A 26,577-nucleotide genomic window follows, 5' to 3' on the forward strand; every position below is an offset into this window, starting at 1 on the left:
CCAGCACCCTCACTCACAGGCAAGTGCCGCGGCAAAGCTGTCGGCCCCCGCGAAGGGGCCGATGTCGCGACGCGCAAGCTGCCCGTCCTTCAGGGTCACCCCGACCACGCGCTGCCAATCGGCATCCGCCAGCACCATCTCTGGCCCGGCACCGCAATCGCGCAGACCGCCCGAGATGAAGGACTCTCCGATTCGATGGTTGGTCAGCCCCGGCATCTGAGCCACCTCGCTCAGGTCCCCATCCGCAAAACGCCAGACCCGCAGCACCCGCGCCAGATGCGGGCGGTCGACATAGGCGATCTCAACCGCGCCGTCACCGTCGAGATCAGCGGCGCCTATGGGGGCAAGCCATCGGTTGCTTTGGCCGATATGCGGGGTCTCAGCAATCTTGCCCTCGGGGCTGTAGATCGCCAGCGCCGCGCCGCGGTTCACGTCGGTCTCAATCACCAGCACTTCGGGCGCGCCATCGCCGGTTACATCGACCAGCCGCGGGGCGATATCTTCGAAAACATGGTCGCGGGGCAGAACGAAACGCCGCGCGCTCCCGTCTGCCAAAGAGACCTGTAGCCCGCCCCATTCCAGCGCGTCGCCCAGAATGCCATGGGCGTAGCGCCCGGTGGGCGAGATATAGCGCGCGGCGGTGATCGTCTCCGCCGCCGCGCTGGTTGCGATCAGCGCAAGCAAGGCCGCGCCGACCGCCCGCATCAGATTTGCTTTTCCGGCATCTGCACACGCAGACCGTCCAGCGCGTCGGTGACCTTGATCTGGCAGGTCAGACGCGACCGCGCAGGGTCAGGCTCGAAGGCGAAGTCGAGCATGTCTTCTTCCATGTCGTCCATCGGGGTCAGTTTCTCTGTCCACGCCGGATCGACATAGACGTGGCAGGTGGAACAAGCGCAGGCCCCGCCACAGTCGGCTTCGATGCCGGGAATGTTATTGTCCCGCGCGCCTTCCATGACCGTGAGACCATTGGCCACCTCGACCACATGTTCGGTGCCGGAATGTTCGACATAGGTGATTTTGGCCATGATGATGCCCTTTCGTCCTAAAAGTTCGGCCTTGTTTAGCGGGCTATGGCAGCCGGTTCCAGCCCCCTTTTCATGAGTTCGCCCACGCATGCCCCCGCCGATGACATTGCGGTGGGCAAGGTCCGCGCATCCCGCTAGTCTGCGCGCAAACAACAGGCGAGCCCCGCGATTCCGGCATGACACAGCCCCCTCCCCTCCGGTCCAAATTGCAGCGCGCGGCCTTGCTGCTGCTCGTCGCCGGTATCGCGGGCTGCGAGACGGCGGCACCGGCCACCCCGCGCCCTGAGCCGGGGGTGCTGGAAGCCACCCGCAACGGCCCCGCAGGCGCGCCGGAGGGAAGTTGCTGGGGCCGCACGGTCAGCCCCGCGGTAATCGAGACGGTGACCGAACAGGTCGAAGTCATCCCGGCCAAAATGAACGCCGATGGCAGCATCGCCAAACCGCCCGTCTACAAGACAGAGACCCGCCAAGAGATCGTGCGCGCACGGATAGACAACTGGTTCGAGACCCCCTGCCCGGATGTGCTAACGCCAGAGTTCAACAGCACCCTACAACGGGCGCTGCAGGCACGCGGGCTGTATGCTGGGCCGATCACCGGTGAGATGGACAGGGCGACACGGCTCGCCGTGCGGCGCTATCAGGCCAAACAGGGCCCGAACAGCGAGGTGCTGTCACTCACCACCGCCCGTGCGCTTGGGCTTGTAGCGGTGCCCCGACAGGGCGGCTGAACCCCCAACGAAAAAGGGCGCCCGGAGGCGCCCTCTCCAAACCACGGTAGCGGATCACTCCGCCAGCGACAGCGCGACAAATCGCGGGTCGCCGCCACGGCGCACCAGCAGCAGCAGAGACTTGCGGCCAGCCTCTTTCGCGGCGGCGATCCGCGCTTCCAGATCAGCGATGCTCGTCACCTGTTCCTGCCCCGCTTCGGTGATGATGTCACCCATGCGCAGGCCCTTCTCAAAGGCCTCCGACGTTTGATCCACATCCGTCACGGCAAGACCGCTCATATCGTCATCGGCCCCCAGTTCGGCGCGCAGATCGTCGGTCAACGGCATCAGGGTCAGGCCCATCAGCATGGTCGACTGCGGCTCTGCCTCGGTGCCGTCATCGGCGTTTTCGTCCATTGCCGCAGGAACCGCGCCATCCGCATCTTCGCGGCGGCCCAGCACAACTTTGATGGTCTGGGTCTTGCCATCGCGCAGCACGGTCACGCGGACCGTCGCGCCCACGGGGCTGTTGCCCACCTGACGCACCAGACCGCGGGTATCGACGACTTCGACGCCATCAAAGGACTTGATTACGTCACCGGTCTTGAGCCCTGCTTCCCTCGCCGGGCCTTCCGGCACGTCTGTGATCAAGGCCCCAACGGCTTTCTTGAGGCCCATGGCGTCGGCTACATCGTCGGTCACGTCCTGAATGCGCACACCCAGCCAGCCGCGGCGGGTCTCACCGAATTCCTGCAACTGGTCGATCACGCGGGTGACCACATTCGAGGCCATCGAAAAGCCGATCCCGATGGAGCCGCCATTGGGCGACAGGATCGCGGTGTTCACGCCGATCACCTCGCCATCCATATTGAACAGCGGCCCGCCCGAGTTGCCCCGGTTGATCGCAGCATCAGTCTGAATGTAGTCGTCATAGGTGCCCGAGAGCGCCCGGTTGCGGGCCGAGACAATACCCGCAGAGACCGAAAAGCCCTGCCCCAGCGGGTTGCCCATGGCGATCACCCAGTCCCCGACACGCGCGGCATTGCTGTCGCCGAAAGAGACGAAGGGCAACGGCTGGCTGGCTTCGACCTTCAGCAGCGCAATGTCGGTCTTGGGGTCGGTGCCGATCACCTTGGCGACCAGTTCCTCGCCCGAGAAAAATTCGATCGTGATCTCATCGGCACTTTCGATCACGTGGTTGTTGGTCACCACATAGCCATCTTCGGAAATCACAAAGCCCGAGCCAAGCGCCGAGGAACGGCGCGGGCGGTTGCCCTCGCCGTCGTTGTTGCGGTCCTGAAACTCGCGGAAAAAGTCTTCGAAAGGCGAGCCTTCGGGAACGATGCCCTGCGGCCCGGTGCGGCCCTCAACCGTGGTCGATGTGGTGATATTCACCACCGAGGGGCTGATCTTTTCCGCGAGCGGGGCGAGGCTTTCAGGTTTGGCCAGCGCCATGCTGGCTTGCAGGATCAAGAGGGTCAGCGCCATCACCCCCATTGCCATCGCTCGCATCCATTGGGTGTGTTGTGCTGTTTTGGACAGGGAAACCGCCTTGGCCTGCATTCATCGTCTCCTGATTGTTCCTGTTGTTACCAACGTGGGCAGAGTGCATTCCGAAAGGACGCGCTGCAACAGCAAAGATGGGGCCGATCACGGGCATTTCAACGGGCACGCGGCTGATGATTTATGGCCCGGGCCTCTGTGCCTTGGCAGAATGCGCGGCGAAACCGAACGTCCTTCGGCCCCTGATCCGGCCTTTAGACGCCCAATTGAAACGCCAGCCAGACAAGTATCAATCCGGCGACCACCACCAGTGCGCCGAGTTGGCGCAGCGCCGCCTCAGGGATGCGGCGGAGCATTTCCAGCATCTGCTCCAAAAACGAAGGGGCCAGTGCGTACACCAGCCCCTCGAATATCAGAACCGACCCTAGAGCCAGTAGAACAAGGCTCATTCGTCGAGCGCGGCTGGCTGGTCGGCCTCCGCGTCCGGCGCGACAGGTGCAGGCGCTACAGGCTCAGGCGTGGCGGGGGCCGCAGGGGCGGCCTCCTCCTGCGTGTCGTCGGCAGCAGCGCTATCGTCCGCTGGCGCAGGTTCCGCCGCCGGCGCATCGGTTTGCGGTGCCTCGGCTGGCGTCTGGACCTGTGCCTCGGCCGCTGTCTGCGGCGGTGCGTTCGCATCGACAGTGGTCGAAGGATTGCGGTCCGAGCGCAGGTAGTTGAAGAACTCGCTGTCCGGCGACATCACCATGGTCGAGTTCTCGCCCCGCAGGGCCTGCTCATAGGCGGTCAACGACCGGTAGAATTCAAAGAACTCCTGATCCTGACCATAAGACTGCGCGAAGATTTTGTTTCGCTGAGCGTCCGCCTCACCTTCGATAATCCGTGCGTCCCGACGCGCCTCCGACAGGATCTCTTCATAGGTCCGGTCAGCAAGGGCGATCACACGCTGCGCGGCCTCGCGGCCACGGGCGCGTTCATCGGTGGCTTCACGCTCACGTTCGGCGATCATCCGCTGCAGGGTCGCATCAAAGTTCTGCTCTGGCAGGTTGGTCTGACGCAGACGCACATCAACGACCTTGAGGCCAAGCGCCTGTGCACGGGCATCTGCGCGGACACGAATTTGCTCCATCAGGTCCGACCGCTCGGGCGACAGGATCGTGTTGGAGGTCACGCCTTGCGAACCCAAAACGGCACGGATCTGGCTTTCCATGATGCCGCCCATTTCGCTTTCGGCCTGACGTTCACCGCCCGCACCCAAAGCTTGGCGGTACTGGACCATGTCGTCGATCCGGTAGAGCACGAAGGCATCGATTTCCAGACGACGGTCATCGGCGGGGGTAACTTCGATCACCGGGGTTTCCAGCGACAGAATGCGGTCTTCGTAGCGCACGACCTCATCCAAGAAGGGCACTTTGAAGCCGATGCCCGGCTCATTGCGAACCTGTTTGATCTGGCCAAAACGCAGCACCAGCGCTTTTTCGCGCTCGTCCACGACGAAGACAGCCGAAAGGACACCCACGATGGCGATCACCAAGATGGGAATGATAAGACTTGTTTTCCGCATCAGTTCGACCCTCCGCCGCGCCGCAATTCATTGAGTGGCAGATAGGGAACGACGCCCTGCCCGCCTTGGCCGCTGCCGTTTTCGAGGATGATTTTATCCACGTCGCCCAGCACCTTTTCCATGGTCTCAAGGTACAGACGCTTGCGCGTCACGTCGGGCGCGTTGCGGTATTCTTCCAAGACGGCCTCAAAACGGCTGGCTTCACCCACAGCGTCGTTCACCACACGGGCGCGATACCCTTCGGAAGCTTCCAAAAGCTGCGCGGATTCACCGCGGGCTTCGGCGGTGCGGCGGTTGGCATAGGCATCGGCCTGACGCTCTACCCGGTCACGCTCCTGCTCGGCCGCTTGCACGTCGCGGAAAGCGTCGACGACCGATTGTGTGGTCGTGTTGCCATTGGCATCGGTGACCTGCACGGTCTGGCTGGGCGGGTCGACCTTGTTCACGTTGACACGCAGCACGTTGATGCCGGTCTTGCGGTTATCAAGCGTGGTTTGGATCAACTCTTTCACCCGATCTGCAACGGCACCACGGTCCCGGTTGAGGATCGGCGCGAGTTCGGACTGGGCGATGACTTCGCGCATCGCGGATTCGGAAATCGCACGCACGGAGGCTTCAGGATCGCGCAGCGAGAATTTGAAATCGCGCGCGTTCTTGATGTTCCAGACCACCTGAAAGTCGATGTCGACGATGTTTTCATCGGTGGTCAGCATCAGGCCTTCGTTGCCGCCCGTGCCGCGCCGCACACCAAGTTCTTCGGTGCGGTTGGTGGTGACGTCAAAAACCTCTGCCGTGACCAGCGGCCATGGGGCAAAGTTCAGACCCTCGGTGCCAATGCCGGAAAATTCGCCCAAGAACAGTTCGATCGACTGCTGTTCGGGCCGCACGGTATAAAAGCTGGCAAAACCCCAAAGCGCCACGCCGGCCAAAAGGGCAATACCAATTGTCGAGCGGGTCACACCCGGCCCGCCAGAGCCGCGGCCACCGCCGCCGGTGCCATTGCCCCGGTCGCCACCACGGCCGCCCATCAGGACACGCAGCTGCTCTTGGCCCTTGCGCACCAGATCGTCGATCTCGGGCATCTGGGGGCGGTCACCGCCCTGCCCGCGTGGACCCTGCGGCCCGTCGTTGCGTCCCTCGTTGCCGCGGTCACCATTGGTGCCCCGGTCTCCGCCGTTGCCCCGGTTGCCGCCTCCGCCGCCCCCCCAGGGGCCTTGCGAATTTCCTGCCATTGATATGTTCCCCTCTCGGCCGCCCATGCGGCCTATCGTTCCAAAAATTGTACGCTTTCGCGCGATATTCAAGCCGTGCGGGTCGGATTACGCATCGTCACCAGCTCTTCGGACATGGTTGGGTGTACCGCGCAGGTGGCGTCAAACTGCTCTTTCGTGGCCCCCATCTTGACCGCGATGCCGACCATCTGGATCAACTCGCCCGCATTTGGTGCGACGATATGACAGCCCAGCACGACCCGCGTATCGGCGCAGACGATGAGCTTCATCAGCACCCGGTCGGCCTTGCCCGCAAAGGCCCCCTGCATCGGTTTGAAAGAGGTTGCATAGACCTCAATCGGTCCTTTGTCGCGGGCGTCTTCCTCGCTTAGCCCCACGGTGCCCATTTCGGGCTGCGTGAAGATCGCCGAGGGCACCAGATCATGATCGACCTGCGTCGGGTTGCCGCCAAAGACGGTTTCGACAAAGGCCATGCCTTCGCGGATCGCCACCGGCGTAAGGTTGATCCGGTTGGTCACGTCGCCGATGGCATAGACCGAGGGCACGGCGGTCTGGCTGTACTCATCCACTTCGATCGCACCGCTGCGGCCCAGTTTCACGCCCAGTTCTTCCAGCCCCATGTCGTCGCTGTTGGGGCGGCGGCCAGTGGCAAAGAGCACTTGGTCGAACATCTTTTCGGTGCCGTTGGTCGGCTTGACCTTCATCGGGCCGCTGCCGTCTTCGTGGCTGGGCGACATTTCCAGAATGTTGGTGCCAAGATGCAGGTCGATCCCCTTTTCCTGCATCATCTCGGCCACCATGCCGCGGGCTTCGTCGTCAAAGCCGCGCAGGATCTGCGCACCGCGGTAGTATTGCGTCACCTCGACGCCCAATCCGTTGAGGATACAGGCGAATTCACAGGCGATATAGCCGCCGCCGATAATCAGGATCGACTTGGGCAGCTTCTCAAGGTGGAACAGATCGTCGGAGACCAGACCCAGTTCCGCATTCTCGATCTCGGGGCGCACGGGGCGACCGCCGCTGGCGATGAGGATATGTTTGGCGGTCTTCTCGGTCCCGTCGGAAAGGGCGACGGTATGGGCGTCTTTGATCCGCGCGCGGGCGTCGAAAGTATCGACGCCAGAGTTCTTCAAGAGCTTGCGATAAACGCCTTCAAGGCGGTTCAACTCTGTGTTCAGGCGGCTTTTGAAGTCATGCCAATCGAAGGGCCCGGCCTTGAGATCCCAGCCAAAGCATTTCGCCTCTTCCACCACATCGGCATAGCCCGAGGCAAAGACCATCAGCTTTTTGGGCACACAGCCCCGGATCACACAGGTGCCGCCATAGCGGTCTTCTTCGGCCAGTCCGACCTTGGCGTCATGCTCGCCCGCCGCGACACGCGCCGCGCGCACACCGCCCGAGCCGCCACCGATGACAAACAGGTCGTAGTCGAATTCATTCTTGGCCATTTGGCGCCTCTCTTAGTCGTTTTTGGTATTGCACGGGATCGCGCATATTTTGGTCTTGCGCGGGATCGCGCGTGGATCGCTCTTGGGCGTTAATCGCTGAGGTCGGAAAACAGGTTGTCGGTCTCGACGAATTCCAGCCGGTCGGTCGCCACGGTGCCTTCATTTATGTCGCGCACCTCAACCCTGCCATCCCCGTAGCCGATCACAACCGCGTCACAGATATCTATGAACAGGCCGTTTTCCACCACGCCGGGCATCTGGTTCAGCACCAGCGCTAGTTGCCGCGCGTTGCCGATGCGCCCCAGCCGCAGGTCTAGAATATAGTTCCCCTCGTCGGTGATGAAAGGCACCTCGCCGTTCATCCGCAGGGTCGAGTTGCGGCCAAGCACATCCATCGAGATCAGCGTCTCTTCGACCAGCGCCTGCGTGGTTTGCCAGCCAAAGGGAATCACCTCGATCGGCAGAGGGAATGCCCCCAGATGATGCACCTCTTTGCCGATATCGGCGATCACCACCATCTGGTCACTGGCCGTCGCTACGATCTTTTCTTGCAGCAACGCGCCGCCGCCGCCTTTGATGAGGTTCAGCTCTGCGTCGAACTCATCCGCGCCGTCAATCGTCAGGTCGAGCCATTTCGCCTCATCGAGCGAGATCACCTCGATCCCCACCTCCCGCGCCAGTTGCGCCGTGCGCGAGGAGGTCGGCACGCCTTTGATCCGCAGCCCATCTTCGCGCACCAACTCGCCCAGACAGCGCACCAGCCACGCCGCCGTCGATCCGGTGCCAAGGCCCACGCGCATCCCATCTTCCACGAACTCGCAGGCCCGTTTCGCGGCCACGAATTTGGCCTTGTCGATCGGTGATAGGTCTCCGGACATCGGGTGCTCCCTCTCAGGCGTTTGCCGCGTTATAGGGCGAATTGGCATAGGGTGCGAGGGGCAAGTCGGCGGTTTTTGGACGCACGGCAATGCGACAGGACGGCCAGAGCGCGCGCCCTGTCGCTTTCAGCGCGCCAAGCGGCGGCAGGAAATGGTTGGATCGGCCCACACCGCTTGCAATGCGCCAAAGGTCTGGGCGATACCCGTTCCACCGCGCCCCGACACCCGCAACCATAAAAGGGTCCGCCACCTGATGTTTCTTTCCGTCTTCGACATGTTCAAAGTGGGCATCGGCCCTTCGTCTTCGCATACCATGGGGCCGATGGTGGCGGCGGGGCGTTTCCTTGACCAGATGCGCGCCTCGCCCTTCCAATTTGCCGGGCTGCGCGCGTCGCTCCACGGCAGTCTGGCCTTTACCGGGGTGGGCCATGCCACCGACCGCGCCACGATCCTCGGCCTCGCCGGGTTCACGCCCGAAGACTATGACGCCGAAGCCGCCGAGAAGACGCTGGACAAGATCAAGCAGACCCGGCGCATCAGCGTCGAGGGGCTGCCCGAACTGCGCTTCGACCCCGAGCACGACATGATCTTCGACTACGACACCAAGCTTGCAGGCCACGCCAATGGCATGATGCTGATGGCCACCGACGCCCAAGGCGACGTTGCCTTGCGCGAAACCTATTATTCCATCGGCGGCGGCTTCGTGATGACCGAAAAGGAACTGGCCGCAGGCAAGGACACGGATGAAGGCGCGCCGGTGCCCTTCCCCTTTAAGTCCGCCGCCGAAATGCTTGAGATGTCGACGAAATCCGGCAAGACTATCGCAGGTATGAAACGCGCCAACGAAGAGGCGCGTGGCGGGGCCGAGAACCTGCGCGCGGGCAGCAAACGGCTTTGGCAGGTGATGCGCGATTGTATCGACCGGGGGCTGACGACCGATGGCACCCTGCCCGGCGGCCTTCAGGTGAAACGCCGCGCCAAGGGCATCCATGACGCGCTGATCGCCGAGCGTGGGCAGAACCAATCCGCGCCGCATACGATCAACGACTGGATGAGCGTCTATGCCATGGCGGTGAACGAGGAAAACGCGGCGGGCGGTCAGGTCGTCACCGCGCCCACGAACGGCGCGGCAGGCGTGATGCCCGCGACATTACGCTATTATCTCGACCATGTGCCCGGCGCGTCTGAGGCGCATATCGAAGACTTCCTGCTCACCGCCGCCGCGATTGGCGGGCTGGTCAAATACAACGCCTCAATCTCAGGCGCCGAGGCAGGCTGTCAGGCCGAGGTCGGCAGCGCCGCTGCCATGTCCGCCGCCGGGCTCTGCGCCGTGATGGGCGGCACGCCGCCGCAAATTGAAAACGCTGCCGAAATCGCGCTGGAGCATCACCTCGGCATGACCTGCGACCCCGTCAAAGGGCTGGTTCAAGTGCCTTGTATTGAACGTAACGGGCTGGGCGCGATCAAGGCGGTATCGGCGGCCTCATTGGCGCTGCGCGGCGACGGCACGCATCTGGTGCCGCTGGACGCCTGTATCGAAACCATGCGCCAAACCGGCGCGGACATGAGCGAGAAATACAAGGAAACCTCGCTCGGCGGATTGGCTGTCAATGTGCCAAATTGTTGAAGCTGCGCAAATTTGCACAGGGCCCGTTCGCCGGGGCCAATTGTTGAGGGCACTGCCACCGGCTATCTTCTAAGCAACCGCAAAGGAGAGCATCATGTCCCTCAGACCCACATTGGAAACCCGCCGCGCCACGCCCACAATGGAAGGCGCAGGCGTCAAATTGCACCGCGCCTTCGGCTTCCACGACCCGTCGGAGCTGGACCCCTTTCTGCTGTTCGACGACTTCCGCAACGACCGGCCCGAAGACTTTGAAAAGGGCTTCCCTTGGCACCCCCACCGCGGGATCGAGACGATCACCTATGTGCTCGAAGGCACCGTGGAACACGCGGATTCGCTGGGCAACACCGGCGATCTGAACGCGGGCGATGTGCAGTGGATGACCGCCGGTTCGGGCATCTTGCACCAAGAAATGCCGCGCGGGAATGCCGCCGGGCAGATGCATGGCTTCCAGCTTTGGGGGAACCTGCCGTCAACCCAGAAGATGACTGCGCCGCGTTATCAGGATATGAAGTCCAGCGATATCCCAGTGGTGACCGACGACGACGGCACGCGGGTGAAAGTCATCACCGGCGAGTTCTGGGGCAAACGCGGCCCCGTCGATGGCATCGCGGCTGACCCGCAGTATTTGGATGTTTTCGTGCCCGCAGGGGTCAAGAAGACCTTCAAGATCGACACCTACCGCCGGGCCTTCGCCTATGTCTTTCAAGGCGCGGGCGCTTTCGCCGATGCCTCTGCCCCCTCGGGCGTGTTGCTTGAGAAAGAGGTCGCCGGTGAGGAGGTCAACATCCGCGACATATCGGGCGACCGGACGCTGATCCGTTTCGGCTCCGGGGATGAGGTGACGGTTCAGGCTGGCGAGGAAGGTGTGCGCTTTCTTCTCATCTCTGGCGCGCCGATTGAAGAGCCAGTCGCGTGGCATGGGCCGATTGTGATGAATACCCGCGCCGAGTTGCAGCAGGCAATGCGCGATCTGAACAACGGGACTTTCATCCGCCCCGCGCATTGAACCGAAGGGCCGTGGCCGCTTAGGCGGTCACGGCCTTGCGCACCATATCCCAATATTGCGCGACAACCTCGTCCAGCGACAGCCGCCCGCCCGCGCGGTACCAAGTATTCACGCCCGTCAGCATCGCGATGATCGCCAGCGTCACGATCTTGGTGTCGGCGACGGCGAAATCGCCGTTGGCAACTCCGGCTCGCAGGATCGCTTCGAGGCGGTCTTCGTAGTCGCGGCGCAAACGCTCGATCACGGCGAAATTCTCCTCCGTCAGATTGCGCAGTTCCATATAAGCGATGAAAACCTCATCAGGCCGATCCGCGTGAAAGCGGATGTGGAAGGCCACGAAGTCCTGCAACTGCTGCAGTGCAGAGCGGTCTGCATTGTTGGGCGTTTCGGCCAGCAGGTCGGTCATATGCGCCCGCATCAGGTCGAACAGAAGGCTTTGTTTATCGGGCGTGTAGTTATAAAGCGCCCCGGCCTGAACGCCGACCTCAGCAGCAATCGCGCGCATCGACACGGCTGCATAGCCGCCCCGTGCAAAAAGCCGCAGTGCAGCTGCGCGCACGCGCGGGCCGGTGATATCTGAATGAGAGCCTGTGGTTCTTGCCATGGCGGCAATTTAATGAACAAGCGTTCAAAAGCAAACCCCGCTTGCGCGAAGATCACGGCTGGGGCAGAACGAGGCATGACCCTCATGCGCACGCCCCGCCCCCATTCGATCACCGCCCTGTTTCTGGGCGTCTCGCTGATTGCGGGCTGCACGCAGTTTCCCGAACTCGACCGCACGATTACCCCAGAGCTTGAGGCAGCGCCCTACCCCGATCTGGTGCCGATTGACCCGCTTTTGGCCAAGGCCACCGCCGGGCGCATCGACCCCGTTCGGACCGAAGCCGAACTTTCGGGGCGTGCCGCACAGCTTGAAGCCCGCGCCAGACGGATCGGGACGACAAGCACCAATGCCACGACCGCGACGCGGGTGGCGCGTCTGCGGGCAAAGGCCGCTGAGTTGCGGCGCGCACGTCAGGCCGCCGAAACCAGTGCAGAAGCTGAATAAACAGGCATGTCCGAGATGCGTATGCGCGTTGCACGCAGGCGCCGAACCCGCTACATCGCGGCTATGCCCGGCCCCATCCGCCGGGCCTTTCGGATCAGACCAGAAGGACCACCGCCATGTCTAAGCCGCTTCGCCTCGGGATTGCCGGATTGGGAACCGTGGGCGTAGGTGTGCTGCGCATTCTGCGCCAGCAGGCCGCCCTGCTAGAGGCCCGCACCGGCTGCGCGATGACGGTTTCTGCGGTCTCGGCCCGCACCCGCAACAAGGATCGCGGGCTGTCGCTTGCGTCTTATGACTGGGAAGACGATCCCGTCAAACTGGCGACCCGCGATGATGTCGATGTTTTCGTCGAACTGATGGGCGGCGCAGACGGCCCTGCCAAGGCCGCGACCGAAGCCGCACTGGCGGCGGGCAAACATGTGGTCACCGCGAACAAGGCGATGCTGGCGATGCACGGCCAAGCGCTAGCCGAACAGGCCGAAGGCGCAGGCGTGGCGCTGCGCTATGAGGCCGCCGTGGCGGGCGGCATCCCGGTCATCAAGACGCTGATGGAAGGGCTTGCTGGCAATGAGATCACCCGGATCATGGGGGTGATGAACGGCTCGTGCAATTACATCCTCACCCGGATGGAAGATTCTGGCAAAACCTATCAAGAGATTTTCGCCGAGGCTGATGGGCTGGGCTATCTCGAAGCCGATCCGCAGCTGGACGTGGGCGGCATTGACGCGGCGCATAAGCTGGCGATTCTGTCATCGATCGCATTTGGCACCAAAATCGACTTTGACGGCATACAGCTTGAGGGGATCGAGCGGGTCGCCATCGAAGACATCCGCGCCGCCGCCGACATGGGCTATAAGATCAAACTGCTGGGCGTGACCCAGAAAACCGGACGCGGACTGGAGCAGCGGATGATGCCCTGCCTCGTGCCGCAGACCTCGCCTTTGGGACAGCTGGACGGCGGCACCAACATGGTGGTGATCGAAGGCGACGCGGTGGGGCAGATCGTGCTGCGCGGTGCCGGCGCGGGCGAAGGTCCGACGGCGAGCGCGGTGATGGCCGATGTCTGTGATATTGCGCGCGGGTTGCGCGGGCCCGTCTTTGGCCAGCCAGCCGAGACGTTAGAGCAAACCACCCCCGCCAGCAGCCAGCGCCCGGCCCCTTACTATCTGCGCATGGCGCTGGTCGACAAACCCGGTGCACTGGCGAAAATCGCCACGGTGTTGGGTGAAGCGGGCGTGAGCATCTACCGGATGCGCCAGTATGAACATTCCGACACTTCTGCACCGGTTCTGATTGTGACCCATAAGACCAGCCGCAATGCGCTGGTTGAGGCGCTGGCGAATATGGACAAGACCGGCGTGCTGGCGGGTGAGCCGGTCGCGTTGCGGATCGAAGAGGTCTGAAGGTTTGCGTTGAGGGCCATCGCCTGCCCGCGGGTCGGCGATCTGACCGCGAATATTGCCACTTTATGGTGCAGCCAAGATGTACCTTCGCAAAGTAGCACCCAGCCCCACCAAATCGCCTACCCGTCTGGGCGGGCAGGCGATGGCCCGGCGCCTGCGGCTTGATTCCGGGCTTAGGTGGCATTTGTAGCCAAGCTCCGGCGTTTGCCAGCGGATCGGCAAACTGAAGGCAGCGACATGCCACTTTATGGCGCAGCCGTGATGTGCGCTCCGCGAGGGTGCACCCAACCTCATCAAATCGCCCACCCGGTCGCACCAAAGGTGCGCCCTTATAATACGGCACGCCTTTGGCGTGACGGCCCGGCGCCTGCGGCTTGATTCCCGGCCAAGTGCTACCTGCGCCCAACCCAAAACTTGCCCCGAGGCCCGCGCGAGGGTACAGGACAGAAAACACATTGCACCCAAGGACACCTCATGACCGCTTCTGCCGAATTCCAAGACCGCATGCTCTCACTGGGCCTCGCCCGTGTTTCCGAAGCCGCCGCATTGGCCTCGGCCAAGCTGATCGGCAAGGGTGACGAGAAAGCCGCCGATCAAGCTGCCGTCAACGCCATGCGCGAACAGCTCAACATGCTCGACATCGCGGGCGTCGTGGTCATCGGCGAAGGCGAGCGTGACGAAGCCCCCATGCTTTATATCGGCGAAGAGGTCGGCACCGGCAAAGGCCCCGGCGTGGACATCGCGCTTGACCCGCTGGAAGGCACCACGCTGACCGCCAAAGACATGCCCAACGCGCTCACCGTGATCGCCATGGGCCCGCGCGGCTCCATGCTGCACGCGCCCGACACCTATATGGACAAACTCGCCATCGGTCCGGGTTTCGAGACCGATGTCGTCACCCTCGACATGACCCCCGGTGAGCGCGTAGAAGCGCTGGCCCGCGCCAAAGGCTGTGCGGCTTCGGACATCACCGTTTGCATCCTCGAACGCCCCCGCCATGCGGATATGATCGCCGAGGTTCGCGCCACCGGTGCTGCCATCCGCCTCATCACCGACGGCGATGTGGCGGGTGTGATGCACTGCGCCGACCCCGAGACCGGCATCGACATGTATATGGGCCAAGGTGGCGCGCCCGAAGGCGTGCTGGCCGCTGCCGCACTGAAATGCATGGGCGGGCAGATGTATGGCCGCCTGCTGTTCCGCAACGACGACGAAAAAGGCCGTGCCACCAAGGCCGGGATCACCGAATTTGACCGCATCTATTCGCGCGACGAGATGGTCACCCAAGACGTGATCTTTGCCGCCACGGGCGTCACCGGCGGCAACATCCTTCCGGGCGTGAAACGCGAGCCGGGCTGGCTGACCACCGAGACGCTGATCATGCGCTCGCGCACCGGGTCGGTCCGCCGGATCAACTACCGCACCCCGGCAGAGTGAGGGCCAGATCGGCCCTTACCACCCCCTTCCATAACGGCCAAATGAGGTCCGCATGAGCTTTCTCGGTGTCGAAACATCTTTGAGCGGGCGGCGCTGGATCGGCCCTGACGTGGAACTGACCCGCGCGGCGGAACTGCTGGTGCAGCGCGCGGGCCTGCCCGACCCGGTGTGCCAAGTGCTGGCCCGGCGCGGCGTGGTCGACACCGAGGCGGCGGGCTTTCTCGCCCCCGCCCTGCGCGACCTGCTGCCCGACCCACGCAGCTTGCGCGATATGGAGGCAGCGGCAACGCGGTTTCTCTCGGCCCTCCAAAAACGTGAACGCATCGCGATTTTCGCTGACTATGACGTGGATGGCGGCTCTTCCGCTGCGCTGTTGCTCGTCTGGCTGCGCGACATGGGCCACCGCGCGACGCTCTATATCCCTGACCGTATCGACGAAGGCTATGGCCCCAATGACGAGGCCATGTCGGCACTCGCCGCCGACCATGACCTGATCGTTTGCGTCGACTGCGGCACGCTGTCTCATGGCCCCATCGCCGCTGCCAAGGGCGCGGATGTCATCGTGCTCGATCACCACTTGGGCGGAGAGACGCTGCCGGATGCGCTCGCTGTGGTGAACCCCAACAGACAGGACGAGGACGGCACGCTGGCGCATCTCTGCGCCGCTGCGGTGGTGTTTCTGATGCTCGTCGAAGCAGGCCGCCAGCTGCGTGAAGCGGGCCAGAAGGGGCCGGACCTCATGGGGATGCTAGACCTCGTTGGGCTGGCCACCGTGGCCGATGTGGCCCCGCTGATCGGCGTCAACCGCGCCTTTGTGCGTCAGGGTCTGAAAGTCATGGCCCGCCGCGCGCGCCCCGGTCTGGCCGCCCTTGCCGATGTGGCGCGGATGGACACGGCCCCCACGGCCTATCACCTCGGTTTTCTGCTTGGCCCCCGCATTAACGCGGGCGGGCGCATCGGGCAGGCCGACCTTGGCGCGCGGCTTTTGGCCACCGCCGACCCGCATGAGGCCGCGGCCTTGGCCGAGCGACTGGACCAGCTCAACACCGACCGCCGCGAGGTCGAAGCCGCCGTGCGCGCCAGCGCCATGGCACAGGCCGAAGAGCGCGGCTTTGACGGGCCGCTGGCATGGGCCGCTGGCCCCGGCTGGCACCCCGGCGTGGTGGGGATCGTCGCCTCGCGCCTCAAAGAAGCCGCCAACCGCCCCTCCATCGTCATCGGCGTCGAAGACGGCATCGGCAAAGGCTCAGGCCGCTCGATCAGTGGCATCGACCTTGGCGCGCCGATCCAGCGCCTTGCTGCCGAAGGGCTGCTGATCAAGGGCGGCGGCCACAAGATGGCGGCGGGTCTGACGGTGGCCGAAGACAAGATCGACGCGGCAATGGAACGGCTTGGCGAATTGCTCACCAAACAGGGCGCGCATCTGGCTGGCCCCGCTGATCTGAACCTCTGCGGCATGATGATGCCCGGCGCGGCCACGGTAGAACTGGCCGAGATGGTCGACCAGGCCGGCCCCTTCGGCGCGGGCGCCCCTGCCCCGCGCTATGCCTTCGCCGATATGCAAATCCGCTTTGCCAAACGCGTAGGCGAGAACCACCTCAAGGTTAGCTTTGGCGACGGTCTGGGCGCGAACCTCGAAGCGATTGCGTTCGGCGCCTACGACGGCCCCCTCGGCCCCGCGCTTGAAAACCACGGCGGCGCGCGCTTCCACCTTGCCGGGCGTCTCGACATCAATAATTTCCGCGGTCGGCGCACAGTTCAACTGCGTTTGGAGGACGCCGCGCAGGCCTGAAAACTTTTTCTAGAAAAAGTTCATTTTTCTGCTTGCAGCCCCCCGCCGGATTACTTAAACGTCCGCTCACAGACAGAGCAGCAACACACGAAACGCTGCACTGACCTGACAAAGAGTGGCCCGTTCGTCTATCGGTTAGGACGCCAGGTTTTCAACCTGGAAAGAGGGGTTCGATTCCCCTACGGGCTGCCACTTCTTCATGCAAACTACTGAATAAGCGCGATTTATTATTCGACTGAAAGTTCTAGCTGCCATAATATTTGCCTTTGGTGGATCTTGTTGCAGTAGCACGCGGCGACGACCTTTTGCCCCGACTATCAATTGATAGCTTAAGGCTGAATGCCCGACGAGAATGAGCTGCGGACGAGCGAATGCAGCACGGGGCGGCCACTCCTATGAATGGTGGCATTGCCCCATCCCAGATTCCATCTAAGTTTAAACGCCAAAAATGTCTGGGTAAGTCTACCGATGGCATTGCCATTTAGCGGGCAGACTATATGCTGATAAAAATCACCACGGGTAGTGCTCACTATGAAACCGACATCAATAGACCTATTCGCTGGGGTGGGGGGGCTCACGCTCGGCTTCCAAGCAGCGGGCATTCACACAACTCACGCAATTGATATCGAAAAAAGTTGCGCCGAAGTATTTCCCAACAACTTCCCCGATGTTCAGTTTATCCAAAAAAGCGTCGCTGACTTTTCCGACACGGAGATCGAACATTTAGCCCCGGATGGTGTGGATGTCGTCGCCGGTGGCCCGCCTTGCCAAGGCTTTAGCCTAATTGGCCTACGTGATCCTGACGATGACCGAAGTAAGCTAATTTTTGAATTTCGGCGCTATGTAAACATATTACGGCCAAAATACTTCGTGATGGAAAATGTTCCCGGAATGCTTTCAGCCGAAAAAGGTAAGTGGGTGCAAACACTCATTTCCCAGCTGGAGGCTGACGGGTATAATATTGCGGATCCGAAAATACTCAATGCGACTGAATTTGGAGTTCCACAGGAGCGCCGTCGGGTGTTCCTTCTAGGCACGCGAAAAGACATTTACTCTCATCTGGATGTCCCGACGCCCACCCACTGGTCGCCTCGGAAACGGAAAGGGCTAATCAATATTCCAGAAGGTAGGGAGAAATTCGTTTCCGTTCAGGAGGCAATTTCCGACCTGCCGGACATCGAAAAGCATGATTATCTCATTGAGGGCCATAAGACTCCCTACGATAAGCACCCAACCTCAGATTACGCTCGTATGATGCGTGGGGTAGGAAGCTATAGATCATTTTTTGGGAATCCGAACCGGAATTGGGACCCCACCACCTGCACCAACTGCAAACGCATCGTCCATGGCGAAGTATTAAGACAGAGATTTAGAGAAACCTCGCCAGGCGAAACAGTGCCGGTAAGTCGCTTGTTTAAATTGGACTGGAATGATGTGGCAAACACATTGCGAGCTGGAACCCCATCATCCCGAGGATCGTATTCCTCGCCGCGCCCAGTACACCCCGAAGAGCTACGCTGCATCTCAGTGCGCGAGGGTGCAAGGCTTCAGGGTTTCCCCGATTGGTTCGAATTCCACTCTACAAAATGGCATGGATTTCGTCAGGTCGGCAACTCTGTCAGCCCGCTAGTCGCCAAAGCTGTCGGACAGAAGATCGTTGCTGCAATCGATAGTAATTCTCAAATTTTGGAAAACTTTCCATCTGCGAAGCGCGCACTGATCGCTTGAGATAGCTTGTCATAATTATGCAGCTTTATGCCGGGGTTACTAATTAACGCCATCGAGAGCCCCACCATGTCGGTGGAAATAGCCTCGGCAAGCTCGATCTTAAAACCCATACCAGAGGTAATGTGCCTGTAGGCGTGAATATGAATGAAGTCCGAAGGGTCCTGCTGGTGAAAATGAGCATCCACATTATAAGATTTCCGTAGATGCTCCAGAAAGTGGTCTTGGACTATCAATACCGTATTTTTCCGCCAACGAGCAACCTGGCGGGCTTTATGTAGGAGCTGCACCAAAATCTTCTTTGAAGCGTCTTTCTCATTAAGCGAGAAGGCGTAGCTGCTTTTAATTGCACCGTTAAGGTAATCATTTCTGGCATCCCAGATCGACCCACTTCCGCCCGTTCCACAGGCCTGAACTTCGATACCCACAAAGTCTATTACCTCTCCGCTCTGGTCCAGCGCAGTAAGCCCGAAATCCAACGAACCTTCAGATGTGATTGATAACTCCCTTACTGCTCGGTAGGAGTGACCAGATGTCAGAAACCGCTTGCAGTCTTCCAAGATCACAGCATCTTGAAGGAAACGGCTGGGACAAACCATCCAGTTCTGGACGCTCCCATCGGCCTTCGTTTTGCGAACAGTGCAGTTTCCTATTAACGGATTTGGCTTGGCCTTCCGTATTTTGTCACAGTTTGTGCCAGTAGGAGTATGTTGGTACATACCAGCTAACCCCTGTTTAAAAGGACACACAATATTTTTGTGGGGCGCAGATACCGTCTCCGCCCTCAAGCTTTGCCAAGGTTCCTTCGTCGCATCACAGGGCGTTAGCGTAGAGGCTCCAAAAAGCTCTAGAGGGCCGTTTTTCAGCATTTTGTCTAAATCCTTGAAGAAATTATACTTCACATCATAATTACATGACTCATCAGCTTCTTAAGTTCAAGTTCACAGATTGTGGGTCCCCGACGTCATAGCGGATTCAAACAGATTTTCTCGGCAGCTTATGGAAGCACAGGCAAGCAAATGCCTTCGCAGCGGAGGGTCTAAGCATCATTTTCAGGGGTGCTCCACCTGCGAGTTTGGCGATGGAAACCACATGGTATAGGTTATCGCTTCCTGAGCGCGCTAGCCTTTATGTGTCTGGCTGCCTAAACATGTTCAAATTCCGAAATCTGGGACATTCAAAACTGATCTTGTGAACCGAGCTCTCGACTGATGATGTTAGCTTTAAAGATTCCGGCTGCTGCGCCTTCGTATTTATGTACAAAAATGGCTTCACTGATGAACTCGACTGCAATTTGAAGGTCTTTTCGATTTCTTCGCCAGTGTTGCCATGCCTGTGTTGAAATTCCGAGGTACAAGCACAGGCCGGAGATCGTCATCGGACGAGACTTTCGTAGTTTTGTACGTACAAAACCGTTCTTAGTTCTAAATATCTTATCTATATAAAATGGGCTCTCTTCGACATGCTGCGCATAGGCAACGAACTGTTGTAAGAGCAGCTCGGAATTAGCTATTTTCCGGGGTCGCCCGAGCTGCCGCCCATCCGGGGTATTTCTATTACTTTCCATGACATTAAGTGCGCCTTAGAGCCTAGCCCATTATGGCCGTACCCACGGAGTTTTGCAAGCCAGCGATGGATTGGTACGGACGAGAAGAGACTTCCCTTTTTAAGCCAAATTGACCCCAAATAAATGGGAACCAGATTTTCCGCGCCGCCAACCTTTTTGGTCTACGATAAGGGCTGCTATTCGGCGGAGGGTGGAACCAGGAACATGACTATGTAATCCTTTATTACTTAGAATTGGCAGCTGGTCTGGCTATATATACTCCGGCCCCCGACGTGGGCAGAGGCCATTTATTATGTCATGCGCGCTTGTAATTTTTTTTTAATCCAACGCGTTGTTGGCTTAAATGCCAGATGCGGAAGCTGCCCGGCCCTTGGAGGTTAAAGCAGAGCTAGTGTTCGCCAAGTCACAAAAGCTTGTTGGAATGTGTCAATTTTCCCCCGTGCAATCTTTCATCTGGTCAATGAATTTCTGAATTGAGTGCTCGGCAACAAACTCTTCCTCGGTAATGAAAACCTCCACGGCTCGAATACCCCCTTCTTCGTATGTTTTGATGAGGGTCAAGCTACCTTTCTTGATCGCACGGTTAACCCGCAACCGGTCAATAATGTTGAGTTCCTCAACAGGTTTACCGTATTGGATTGTGGCGGTATCGCTCACAAGTTTAGTTACGCACTCCTTTCGCAAGGCATTCCTGGCTTCAAGGGCCTCACGTGTTTCGACCTGAATAAGAAGTACTGTGATCGTGGCCAAAATTACGCCCACAACAGCTGCGCGATACCCAAAAAAGTAGGCGCAGAAAATTCCTATGGGAAGGGTGAAATACCAGTTTTGAAGCGCGGCGGCGAATAACACGAGAGCAATTAGCATTAAGACAATTGACGGTCCGTCGCTTTCACCGGCGCCTTTTGCTTTGGTTCTATTCTTTCTGTTGCTCCGAGAACGGCTCTTACGTGATCTGTTGCCGGTTTCAGCGCCGTAACCGCTCCCAGCGTCACTCGCTTCTGCATCAAGGTCATTCATCAATTTTGCATAGTCATCTTCATCGCCTGACATGACCCTACACCTCTCTAATTTTTGTGACCTTTTTAGTCGCTGCCCAAAAACCTTGAGCTCTGTGAGCTACTCCCCATTTGTTGGACAGGATCTGGCGTAGTTTAAGCTACTCTTTGCACTTGCTGATCGTGGTTGGTTGTTTCAATTCTCTGCCAATAGACCACAGCAGGTGGTTTGCCGCCAAGGGCAGAATGCGGGCGCTTGTGGTTGTAGAACTCGATCCATTTTCTGACGCCATCTCGGGCCTCTGACCCGGTTTCCCAGGCATGCAGGTAGACGCATTCATACTTCAGTGACCGCCACAGCCGTTCGACAAAGATATTGATCCCTTGCCCGGCAGGGTATCGCGCAGCGATGTCCCGAGAGGGGAGGAAGCGGCCCTTGCCGTCCATTGAGATGCGCACGTTTGCGCTCCGCAACCTGTTCGTCCAAGCGAAAGACGTGAACTGGCTGCCCTGGTCCGTGTTCATTATGTCTGGCGGGCCGAACTTGTGGATCGCCTCATTCAGCGCATCAACGCAGAAGCCAGCCTCCAACGTGTTCGAGATGCGCCACGCCAGAACCTTGCGCGTGTGCCAATCCATGATGGCCACCAGATAAAGGAAGCCGCGCCGCATCGGTAGATATGTGATGTCGGCGCACCAAACTTGATTTGGCCGATCCACGCGTAGCCCCCGCAGCAGGTAGGGGTAAATCTTGTGACCCTTCGCCGCCTTGCTCGTGTTGGGTTTCTGGTAGATCGGCATGAGACCCATCAACCGCATAAGGCGTCGGATGCGCTTTTCGTTCACCAGATGCTGTTCATTGCGCAGGTGCCACGTCATTTGGCGCACACCGTAAAACGGGGTTTCCAAGAACTGCTTATCGATGACGCGCATCAGATCGAGGTTCATCTCGCTCTCACCCTTGGGTTCATAGTAAAATGACGACCGCGAGATCGACAGCAGGGAACATTGCTTGCCGACGGACAGACCCGGAATGTTCGGCTCAATCATCTTGCACCTCACTTGCCGGTCCAGGGTTTGAGCTTTCTGGCCAAAAAATCGTTGGCGACGGCCAACTCCCCAATCTTGGCATGCAGGCCTTTGACCTGCTCTTCATCGACTTCCGGTGCCTTCCGGCTACCTCGCTCGAACACACCAGATGCGCCCTCAAGCAATGCACGTTTCCATTGATGGATCATCGTCGGGTGAACTCCAAACCGACTGGCCAGCTCGCTGACAGTCTCTTCGCCTTTCAGCGCTTCCAACGCCACCTTGGCTTTGAATTCTGGGTGATGTTGCTTCCGTTTCGACATTCCTGATCTCCTTCGTGTTGAAGATCAGCAAACTACAAATCGCAGCTTACGTCAGTGTCCGATGTTCGGGGGTAGCTCAGACTTTCTTGGGATTCTTTGAATCGAACTCTTCGGGCCTGTGTGCGGCTCCCTCGTGGTCGTCTTGTGCATTATGCCGCTTGCGGTGCGGCGGGCGCTTTTCTTTGGCGTAGTCTGGTTCGTTTGGCATCGGGTGCTCCGTTCTCTAATGGCGGGCTGAGCCCACGGCTAATTGGAATCACCACGGCTAATTGGAATCAAAGGCGTCTTTTACCCAAAACTCAAACTGTCTGATAAATGTTCCAGCCAAGCTCAGTGCGCCGTGCTTAGCTTTCAGACCTTTGGTTAAGAAGCACATGCTTCAGCGAACAGCTGACGTGGAAAGGTAGGCCTTTTCCCGTGGCGCAACTTATCCGACCGGAACCATAGCGGCTATTCCGCGTTTCCAATACTAACCAAAGGAGAACGATGATGACTTCACAGCGCCAAGCGACCGCAAATTTGGTTCACAATGGAGAATATTCCGATCTACGGTTCGTCAATATGATGTCCGCCCATCATGCGATGGCGGTATCAATGGCCGAGGTTGCGGTGGAAAAAGGCGAGCACAACGAACTCGTCCAGTTCGCAAAGACCATGATCGAAGATCAGAAGAAAGAAATCGAAACGCTTGATGGCATAATCGAAGACCTTGATGGCCCTGATGAAGTCGCGACGGAAACCCATCCCCATGAGCGCAGCATGCTCGGGATGGACAGCCCAGAAGAACTCGCAAAAAAGGCACCCTTCGACAAAGCATTCATCGATTCACAACTGCCGCACCATGCCTCTGCAATTGAAATGGCGGCGGTCGCTCTGAAACAGAGTTCCAACAGCGACATCAAGAAGCTTTCGAGGAGCATTATCGATGCTCAGGCCCAAGAGATCGGCAAAATGATCGACTTGCGCCAAAGCTGGTACGGTGAAAAGGGCTGAATTTTGCCAGCAAGATAGCCTTCCTGTGATCTGGTCTACTGTATGATGTCACAGCCACTTGACGCGCAGGCCTCAGAAAAAGTGCAAGGCTCCAGCAGGAGGAAGGCTTTCAAAGTTCGCGCCGATAGGTAACCTTGCTTGGGCATAAGGGATACCAAAATTCATGACGACATTGATCGCCATCATTTTGATCTTTGCATTCTCAATGCTGTTCACCGCAGCATTGCGCGCAGGTGCTGCAGGTCCAAGCACCTATCCTCAGAAGCGCCCTATACTCGGGGGCAGTGATCCTGAGACCCATGCATGGCAACGTTTCCACATCCGGTACTACACTATGACGCTGCTGTTCGTCGCGTTCGAGATGGAAATGATGTTCATGTATCCTTGGGCCGTAGTTTTCGTAGAGGAAGGCCCCAAGGCGCTGGCAGAGATGGGTATGTTCTTGGTCATTCTATCGGTCGGGATCGTCTATGGCTGGCGGGAGGGTATTTTTCGGTGGGAATGAGCTGGCTTGCAAAAATGGCAGGGCTGGCCGAAGTGCCGATGTTTGTAGCCTTTGGCGAGGGTGTCCCTGCAGATGCCGCGAGCGTGCTGGCTAAAGCCCCCGGATTGCGCGTTGTTGAGACGCCGCGAGCCGCAGCGATCTTGTTCGTTGTAGGCACGGTTCCAGAGGCTCTTCTACCTCAACTGCACCGCCTGCATGACCAGTTGCCGCACCCCCGCGCCAGCGCTCTCTGGCATTCTCGCAATGAGTTGCCAGGCGCGACGAGAATAGAAGAAATAGCGAACATCAGCGTTTTGTTGAGGGCAATTCACAGAGATCTGCTGGTTGGCAGTCTCAAGTCCGAGCCCGACTTTTTGTCAGATGCCCCGCCAAACGAGTGGCGCGGGATCGGGCCACATGGTCAAGGCGGCAAAGGCATGATGGGCGGCACCCCTTATGGAAGGCCGATGGCGATGACAGCCGCCGATCTGCGGGATGGGCTGGAGCTTGATGCCTACACCGCAGATTTCGGTCCTTTTCTGCCCATGCTCCCGGCCGGGCTCGTCCTGACCCTCACTCTCCAAGGCGACACGATACAGAACGTTGCGGTTGCGCATCCGCCGTTCGAAACCCAAGAACAACGCGGTTGGGTTCTACTCAATCTTCTGGGACTGCCCGCACTGGCCGAACGGATGTTACGCGCCACCAACATCGGCAATGCGACCGTCAAACGGCTGATCCGCTTATCGGGCGCGCGGGCAGCAATCCCCGAAGGGTTGGGCCGCACTCATGACGGATCGGACGTACGCACGCGCTTTGACCTGCTGACCGGCACCTCAGAACCCATTTTCAACCTGCACGTCCAGCAAATAGGCCTTGATGATCTATTGATCGGTCTGGAATGGCACGAAGCCATGCTGGTTTTGAACAGCTTTGACAACGCATCGCTGCGCGCCATTTGCGCCAATACCTCTGATCCCGAGCCCGATACAATGGCGGGCGGAATGGATCACGGCGTCCATGCAGGGCACATGTCATGAGCGTCGCCCTCACCCTGATGATAATGCTCGTATTCATGATCGTCGGCATGCTTATCGCTGCGGTTCTGGACACGTTTTTCTACCGATGGCTGGCCGGACGAACTGGGGGCAGTTTGCTAACGCCGCTCTATACCGCTGCGGCGGAAGTGTCTCGGCAACGCATTTCGACCGAGGCGCCAGACAGAATGAACTGGTTCCTGTCCATCTCGGGTTTTCTGACGCTCGGTGCGATTGGTCTCGCTGTCGTACCGCTCGGGCCACAGTCTGTAGTGATTGGCCTCGAAACCAGTGTGGTGCTGTGGGGGGCGTGCGAGTCCCTCGTGGTTGTGCTTGTGTTTTTGCACGGCTGGGCACCCAATTCCCCGCTCGCCCTGATCGGGGCCTATCGCTATGTGGCTATTGGGCTGCCGATCATGCTGCTTAGCATGTTTGTCCTGATCGCCGCCGCACTGCCTGCAGAGTCGCTTGATCTACGCGCTATCGTGACGTCGCAAGAGGACATATGGAACGTGATCCGCCAACCGCTTGGGCTGCCCCTCTTCATACTGTTGGGATTGTCACTTACGCTGCGCGGACCACTCGACTACGCCGACAGTGCTGACCTTGCAGGCGGCACGTCGATTGAGGATTCAGGCGCTAATCGGTCCGGTTGGCAGGTGGCAAGATTGTCCATGTTGGTCGGCTTTTCTGCAGTGGCCGCCTCGGCATTTCTGGGCGGCTATCTCGGCCCGGTCCTTCCGGGAGTTGTCTGGCTCGCGTTCAAAACACTAACCATCATGGCTGTCATTATCGCCCTGTCTCATCTGCTGGCGCGTATGCCCGTAGCACGGATGCTCGGGCTGATCTGGAAGGTCCTGCTGCCAATTGCCTTCTTGGACTTGTTGCTGGCCGGACTGGTGGCGCTGGCATGACGGATATTGCTTTCTATTTCCTCTCGGCGATCGCCATCTGGAGCGGTTGGCGGGTTTTTCGGGTCGACTCGATGATCCGTGCAACATTCGCGCTGATGGTCTCGTTCATCTGTGTCGGTGCCATCGCGCTATTGATGTCTGCCGATTACATCGGCGTCGCCACGGTCTTTATGATGGCGGTCGAGATGATGGTCATGGGTCTTTTCATGGTGATGTTCATGATGAACCCGGCAGGCCTGAACCCGATGCAGATGGTGCATCAATACCGCCTGTCGATAGGAGCGGGCATTGTAGCTTTTATCGGCCTCACAGTCGCGGTGCTCACAACTGACCTACCGCATAATCCCCTGCCTGCGGGTCGGGATACCATGCGTGATCTGGGCATCAACCTGCTGGGCAGCTCGATGCTGATATTCGAGACCGCCGGGGTGACGCTATTGGCGACCATGCTCGGCGCTGTCATCTTATCGAGCCGCCGTGGCCGGTTTGGAGTGTCGGACGAGGGTGCTATCCCCCCAGGGCTTCATCCGGGCGGAACACCTGCGGGGCGCAAGGTGGAGGAAGGCGGTGGCCACGGAGGGCACGGTGGCCACGGAGGGCATGGTGGTCATGGTGGTCATGACAAGATGACTGACAAGAAGGACGGCGACCAAGGCACTGGCCATATGGGTCACGAGATGGCCGACGACGACCCGGCGTTGTCAGCAGAGCATACGGGTCACGGAGGACACACAACCGGCGCTAACCCAGAAGGCGCCGATCCAAAGAAGCCCAAACAAGAGCCAGCACCGGACCCGCATGAAGGCCACGGCACCAAGCCGAAGAAGGAGCATTGAT

At 59.6% G+C, this 26,577-nt stretch carries 27 protein-coding genes and 1 tRNA gene; 14 read left to right on the top strand and 14 right to left on the bottom strand.

Annotated features, from left to right (window positions below; translation table 11 throughout):
* Positions 1–9: 9 nt before the first annotated feature.
* Entirely contained in the window at positions 10–705 is a 696-nt protein-coding gene (locus B5M07_RS11595; RefSeq protein ID WP_120351418.1) for an FG-GAP repeat domain-containing protein, read from the bottom strand.
* On the bottom strand, positions 705–1,028 hold the full coding sequence (locus tag B5M07_RS11600; RefSeq protein WP_067625538.1) for a 2Fe-2S iron-sulfur cluster-binding protein: 324 nt from the start codon (positions 1,026–1,028) through the stop codon (positions 705–707). The genes B5M07_RS11595 and B5M07_RS11600 overlap by 1 nt, the downstream gene beginning before the upstream one ends.
* Before the next feature lie 176 nt (positions 1,029–1,204).
* Between B5M07_RS11600 and B5M07_RS11605 the strand changes: the two genes are divergently transcribed.
* On the top strand, positions 1,205–1,756 hold the full coding sequence (locus B5M07_RS11605; protein WP_120351419.1) for a peptidoglycan-binding domain-containing protein: 552 nt from the start codon (positions 1,205–1,207) through the stop codon (positions 1,754–1,756).
* Between the two features lie 54 nt (positions 1,757–1,810).
* On the opposite strand, the gene B5M07_RS11610 is transcribed toward B5M07_RS11605, so the two are convergent.
* From B5M07_RS11610 to B5M07_RS11640, 7 genes are all read right to left on the bottom strand, one after another.
* A complete protein-coding gene (locus B5M07_RS11610; protein WP_441351412.1) occupies positions 1,811–3,238 on the bottom strand; it encodes a DegQ family serine endoprotease in 1,428 nt (475 codons plus the stop codon).
* A gap of 254 nt (positions 3,239–3,492) precedes the next feature.
* Positions 3,493–3,687, bottom strand: coding sequence for a DUF2065 domain-containing protein (locus tag B5M07_RS11615; protein WP_120351421.1), 195 nt, complete (start codon positions 3,685–3,687; stop codon positions 3,493–3,495).
* The gene (hflC, locus tag B5M07_RS11620; protein WP_067916329.1) at positions 3,684–4,799 is read right to left on the bottom strand and encodes a protease modulator HflC; all 1,116 of its coding nucleotides are present in this window, start codon (positions 4,797–4,799) and stop codon (positions 3,684–3,686) included. The genes B5M07_RS11615 and hflC overlap by 4 nt, the downstream gene beginning before the upstream one ends.
* The gene (hflK, locus tag B5M07_RS11625; RefSeq protein ID WP_201722068.1) at positions 4,799–6,031 is read right to left on the bottom strand and encodes an FtsH protease activity modulator HflK; all 1,233 of its coding nucleotides are present in this window, start codon (positions 6,029–6,031) and stop codon (positions 4,799–4,801) included. Before hflK ends, hflC begins: the two co-directional genes overlap by 1 nt.
* Before the next feature lie 68 nt (positions 6,032–6,099).
* Positions 6,100–7,479, bottom strand: a complete 1,380-nt coding sequence (gene gor / locus B5M07_RS11630) for a glutathione-disulfide reductase (protein ID WP_120351422.1) — start codon at positions 7,477–7,479, stop codon at positions 6,100–6,102.
* 89 nt (positions 7,480–7,568) lie between these two features.
* Complete coding sequence (gene rpiA, locus B5M07_RS11635; RefSeq protein WP_120351423.1) at positions 7,569–8,357, bottom strand: ribose-5-phosphate isomerase RpiA; 789 nt, start codon at positions 8,355–8,357, stop codon at positions 7,569–7,571.
* A gap of 13 nt (positions 8,358–8,370) precedes the next feature.
* Positions 8,371–8,607, bottom strand: a complete 237-nt coding sequence (locus tag B5M07_RS11640) for a hypothetical protein (RefSeq protein ID WP_120351424.1) — start codon at positions 8,605–8,607, stop codon at positions 8,371–8,373.
* Positions 8,608–8,610: 3 nt separating this feature from the next.
* Between B5M07_RS11640 and B5M07_RS11645 the strand changes: the two genes are divergently transcribed.
* Together B5M07_RS11645 and B5M07_RS11650 are read left to right on the top strand one after the other, a co-directional pair.
* A complete protein-coding gene (locus B5M07_RS11645; RefSeq protein ID WP_120351425.1) occupies positions 8,611–9,984 on the top strand; it encodes an L-serine ammonia-lyase in 1,374 nt (457 codons plus the stop codon).
* A gap of 94 nt (positions 9,985–10,078) precedes the next feature.
* On the top strand, positions 10,079–10,990 hold the full coding sequence (locus tag B5M07_RS11650; RefSeq protein WP_120351426.1) for a pirin family protein: 912 nt from the start codon (positions 10,079–10,081) through the stop codon (positions 10,988–10,990).
* Positions 10,991–11,009: 19 nt separating this feature from the next.
* Here the strand turns inward: B5M07_RS11650 and B5M07_RS11655 are convergent, their stop codons facing one another.
* Positions 11,010–11,594, bottom strand: coding sequence for a TetR/AcrR family transcriptional regulator (locus tag B5M07_RS11655; protein WP_120351427.1), 585 nt, complete (start codon positions 11,592–11,594; stop codon positions 11,010–11,012).
* 75 nt (positions 11,595–11,669) lie between these two features.
* On the opposite strand from B5M07_RS11655, the gene B5M07_RS11660 reads away from it, so the two are divergent.
* From B5M07_RS11660 to B5M07_RS11685, 6 genes are all read left to right on the top strand, one after another.
* Positions 11,670–12,038 carry a hypothetical protein gene (locus B5M07_RS11660; RefSeq protein WP_205570861.1) on the top strand — a complete coding sequence of 123 codons (369 nt, stop codon included), beginning with the start codon at positions 11,670–11,672 and terminating at the stop codon, positions 12,036–12,038.
* Between the two features lie 116 nt (positions 12,039–12,154).
* Positions 12,155–13,441 (top strand): homoserine dehydrogenase, encoded by a 1,287-nt coding sequence (locus B5M07_RS11665; protein WP_120351428.1) that lies wholly within the window; start codon positions 12,155–12,157, stop codon positions 13,439–13,441.
* 474 nt (positions 13,442–13,915) lie between these two features.
* The gene (glpX, locus tag B5M07_RS11670) at positions 13,916–14,878 is read left to right on the top strand and encodes a class II fructose-bisphosphatase (RefSeq protein ID WP_120351429.1); all 963 of its coding nucleotides are present in this window, start codon (positions 13,916–13,918) and stop codon (positions 14,876–14,878) included.
* A 52-nt stretch (positions 14,879–14,930) separates the two neighbouring features.
* Positions 14,931–16,670, top strand: a complete 1,740-nt coding sequence (gene recJ / locus B5M07_RS11675) for a single-stranded-DNA-specific exonuclease RecJ (protein ID WP_120351430.1) — start codon at positions 14,931–14,933, stop codon at positions 16,668–16,670.
* Between the two features lie 117 nt (positions 16,671–16,787).
* A tRNA-Glu gene (locus B5M07_RS11680) sits at positions 16,788–16,862 on the top strand.
* Positions 16,863–17,201: 339 nt separating this feature from the next.
* The gene (locus tag B5M07_RS11685) at positions 17,202–18,398 is read left to right on the top strand and encodes a DNA cytosine methyltransferase (protein WP_162931848.1); all 1,197 of its coding nucleotides are present in this window, start codon (positions 17,202–17,204) and stop codon (positions 18,396–18,398) included.
* On the opposite strand, the gene B5M07_RS11690 is transcribed toward B5M07_RS11685, so the two are convergent.
* From B5M07_RS11690 to B5M07_RS11705, 4 genes are all read right to left on the bottom strand, one after another.
* Positions 18,350–19,264, bottom strand: a complete 915-nt coding sequence (locus tag B5M07_RS11690) for a NotI family restriction endonuclease (protein WP_120351432.1) — start codon at positions 19,262–19,264, stop codon at positions 18,350–18,352. The genes B5M07_RS11685 and B5M07_RS11690 overlap by 49 nt on opposite strands.
* Before the next feature lie 308 nt (positions 19,265–19,572).
* Positions 19,573–19,962, bottom strand: coding sequence for a terminase small subunit (locus B5M07_RS11695; protein ID WP_120351433.1), 390 nt, complete (start codon positions 19,960–19,962; stop codon positions 19,573–19,575).
* 426 nt (positions 19,963–20,388) lie between these two features.
* The gene (locus tag B5M07_RS11700) at positions 20,389–21,015 is read right to left on the bottom strand and encodes a hypothetical protein (RefSeq protein ID WP_162931849.1); all 627 of its coding nucleotides are present in this window, start codon (positions 21,013–21,015) and stop codon (positions 20,389–20,391) included.
* A gap of 101 nt (positions 21,016–21,116) precedes the next feature.
* Positions 21,117–22,312 (bottom strand): IS3 family transposase gene (locus B5M07_RS11705; protein ID WP_441351389.1). Its coding sequence is split into 2 segments (ribosomal slippage): positions 21,117–22,060 and positions 22,060–22,312, totalling 1,197 coding nucleotides; the frame shifts between segments, so codons are not numbered across the junction.
* A 486-nt stretch (positions 22,313–22,798) separates the two neighbouring features.
* Between B5M07_RS11705 and B5M07_RS11710 the strand changes: the two genes are divergently transcribed.
* From B5M07_RS11710 to B5M07_RS11730, 5 genes are all read left to right on the top strand, one after another.
* Positions 22,799–23,305, top strand: coding sequence for a DUF305 domain-containing protein (locus B5M07_RS11710; protein WP_120351435.1), 507 nt, complete (start codon positions 22,799–22,801; stop codon positions 23,303–23,305).
* A 163-nt stretch (positions 23,306–23,468) separates the two neighbouring features.
* Positions 23,469–23,810, top strand: coding sequence for an NADH-quinone oxidoreductase subunit A (locus B5M07_RS11715; RefSeq protein ID WP_120351436.1), 342 nt, complete (start codon positions 23,469–23,471; stop codon positions 23,808–23,810).
* Positions 23,807–24,829 carry a hypothetical protein gene (locus tag B5M07_RS11720; RefSeq protein WP_162931850.1) on the top strand — a complete coding sequence of 341 codons (1,023 nt, stop codon included), beginning with the start codon at positions 23,807–23,809 and terminating at the stop codon, positions 24,827–24,829. The genes B5M07_RS11715 and B5M07_RS11720 overlap by 4 nt, the downstream gene beginning before the upstream one ends.
* Positions 24,826–25,740 (top strand): NADH-quinone oxidoreductase subunit H, encoded by a 915-nt coding sequence (locus B5M07_RS11725; protein WP_120351438.1) that lies wholly within the window; start codon positions 24,826–24,828, stop codon positions 25,738–25,740. Before B5M07_RS11720 ends, B5M07_RS11725 begins: the two co-directional genes overlap by 4 nt.
* Complete coding sequence (locus tag B5M07_RS11730) at positions 25,737–26,576, top strand: NADH-quinone oxidoreductase subunit J family protein (protein WP_120351439.1); 840 nt, start codon at positions 25,737–25,739, stop codon at positions 26,574–26,576. Before B5M07_RS11725 ends, B5M07_RS11730 begins: the two co-directional genes overlap by 4 nt.
* The last annotated feature ends 1 nt before the right edge of the window (position 26,577 follow it).

Source organism: Sulfitobacter sp. D7 (assembly GCF_003611275.1).
In the GTDB taxonomy this organism is placed as follows: Bacteria; Pseudomonadota; Alphaproteobacteria; order Rhodobacterales; family Rhodobacteraceae; genus Sulfitobacter; species Sulfitobacter profundi.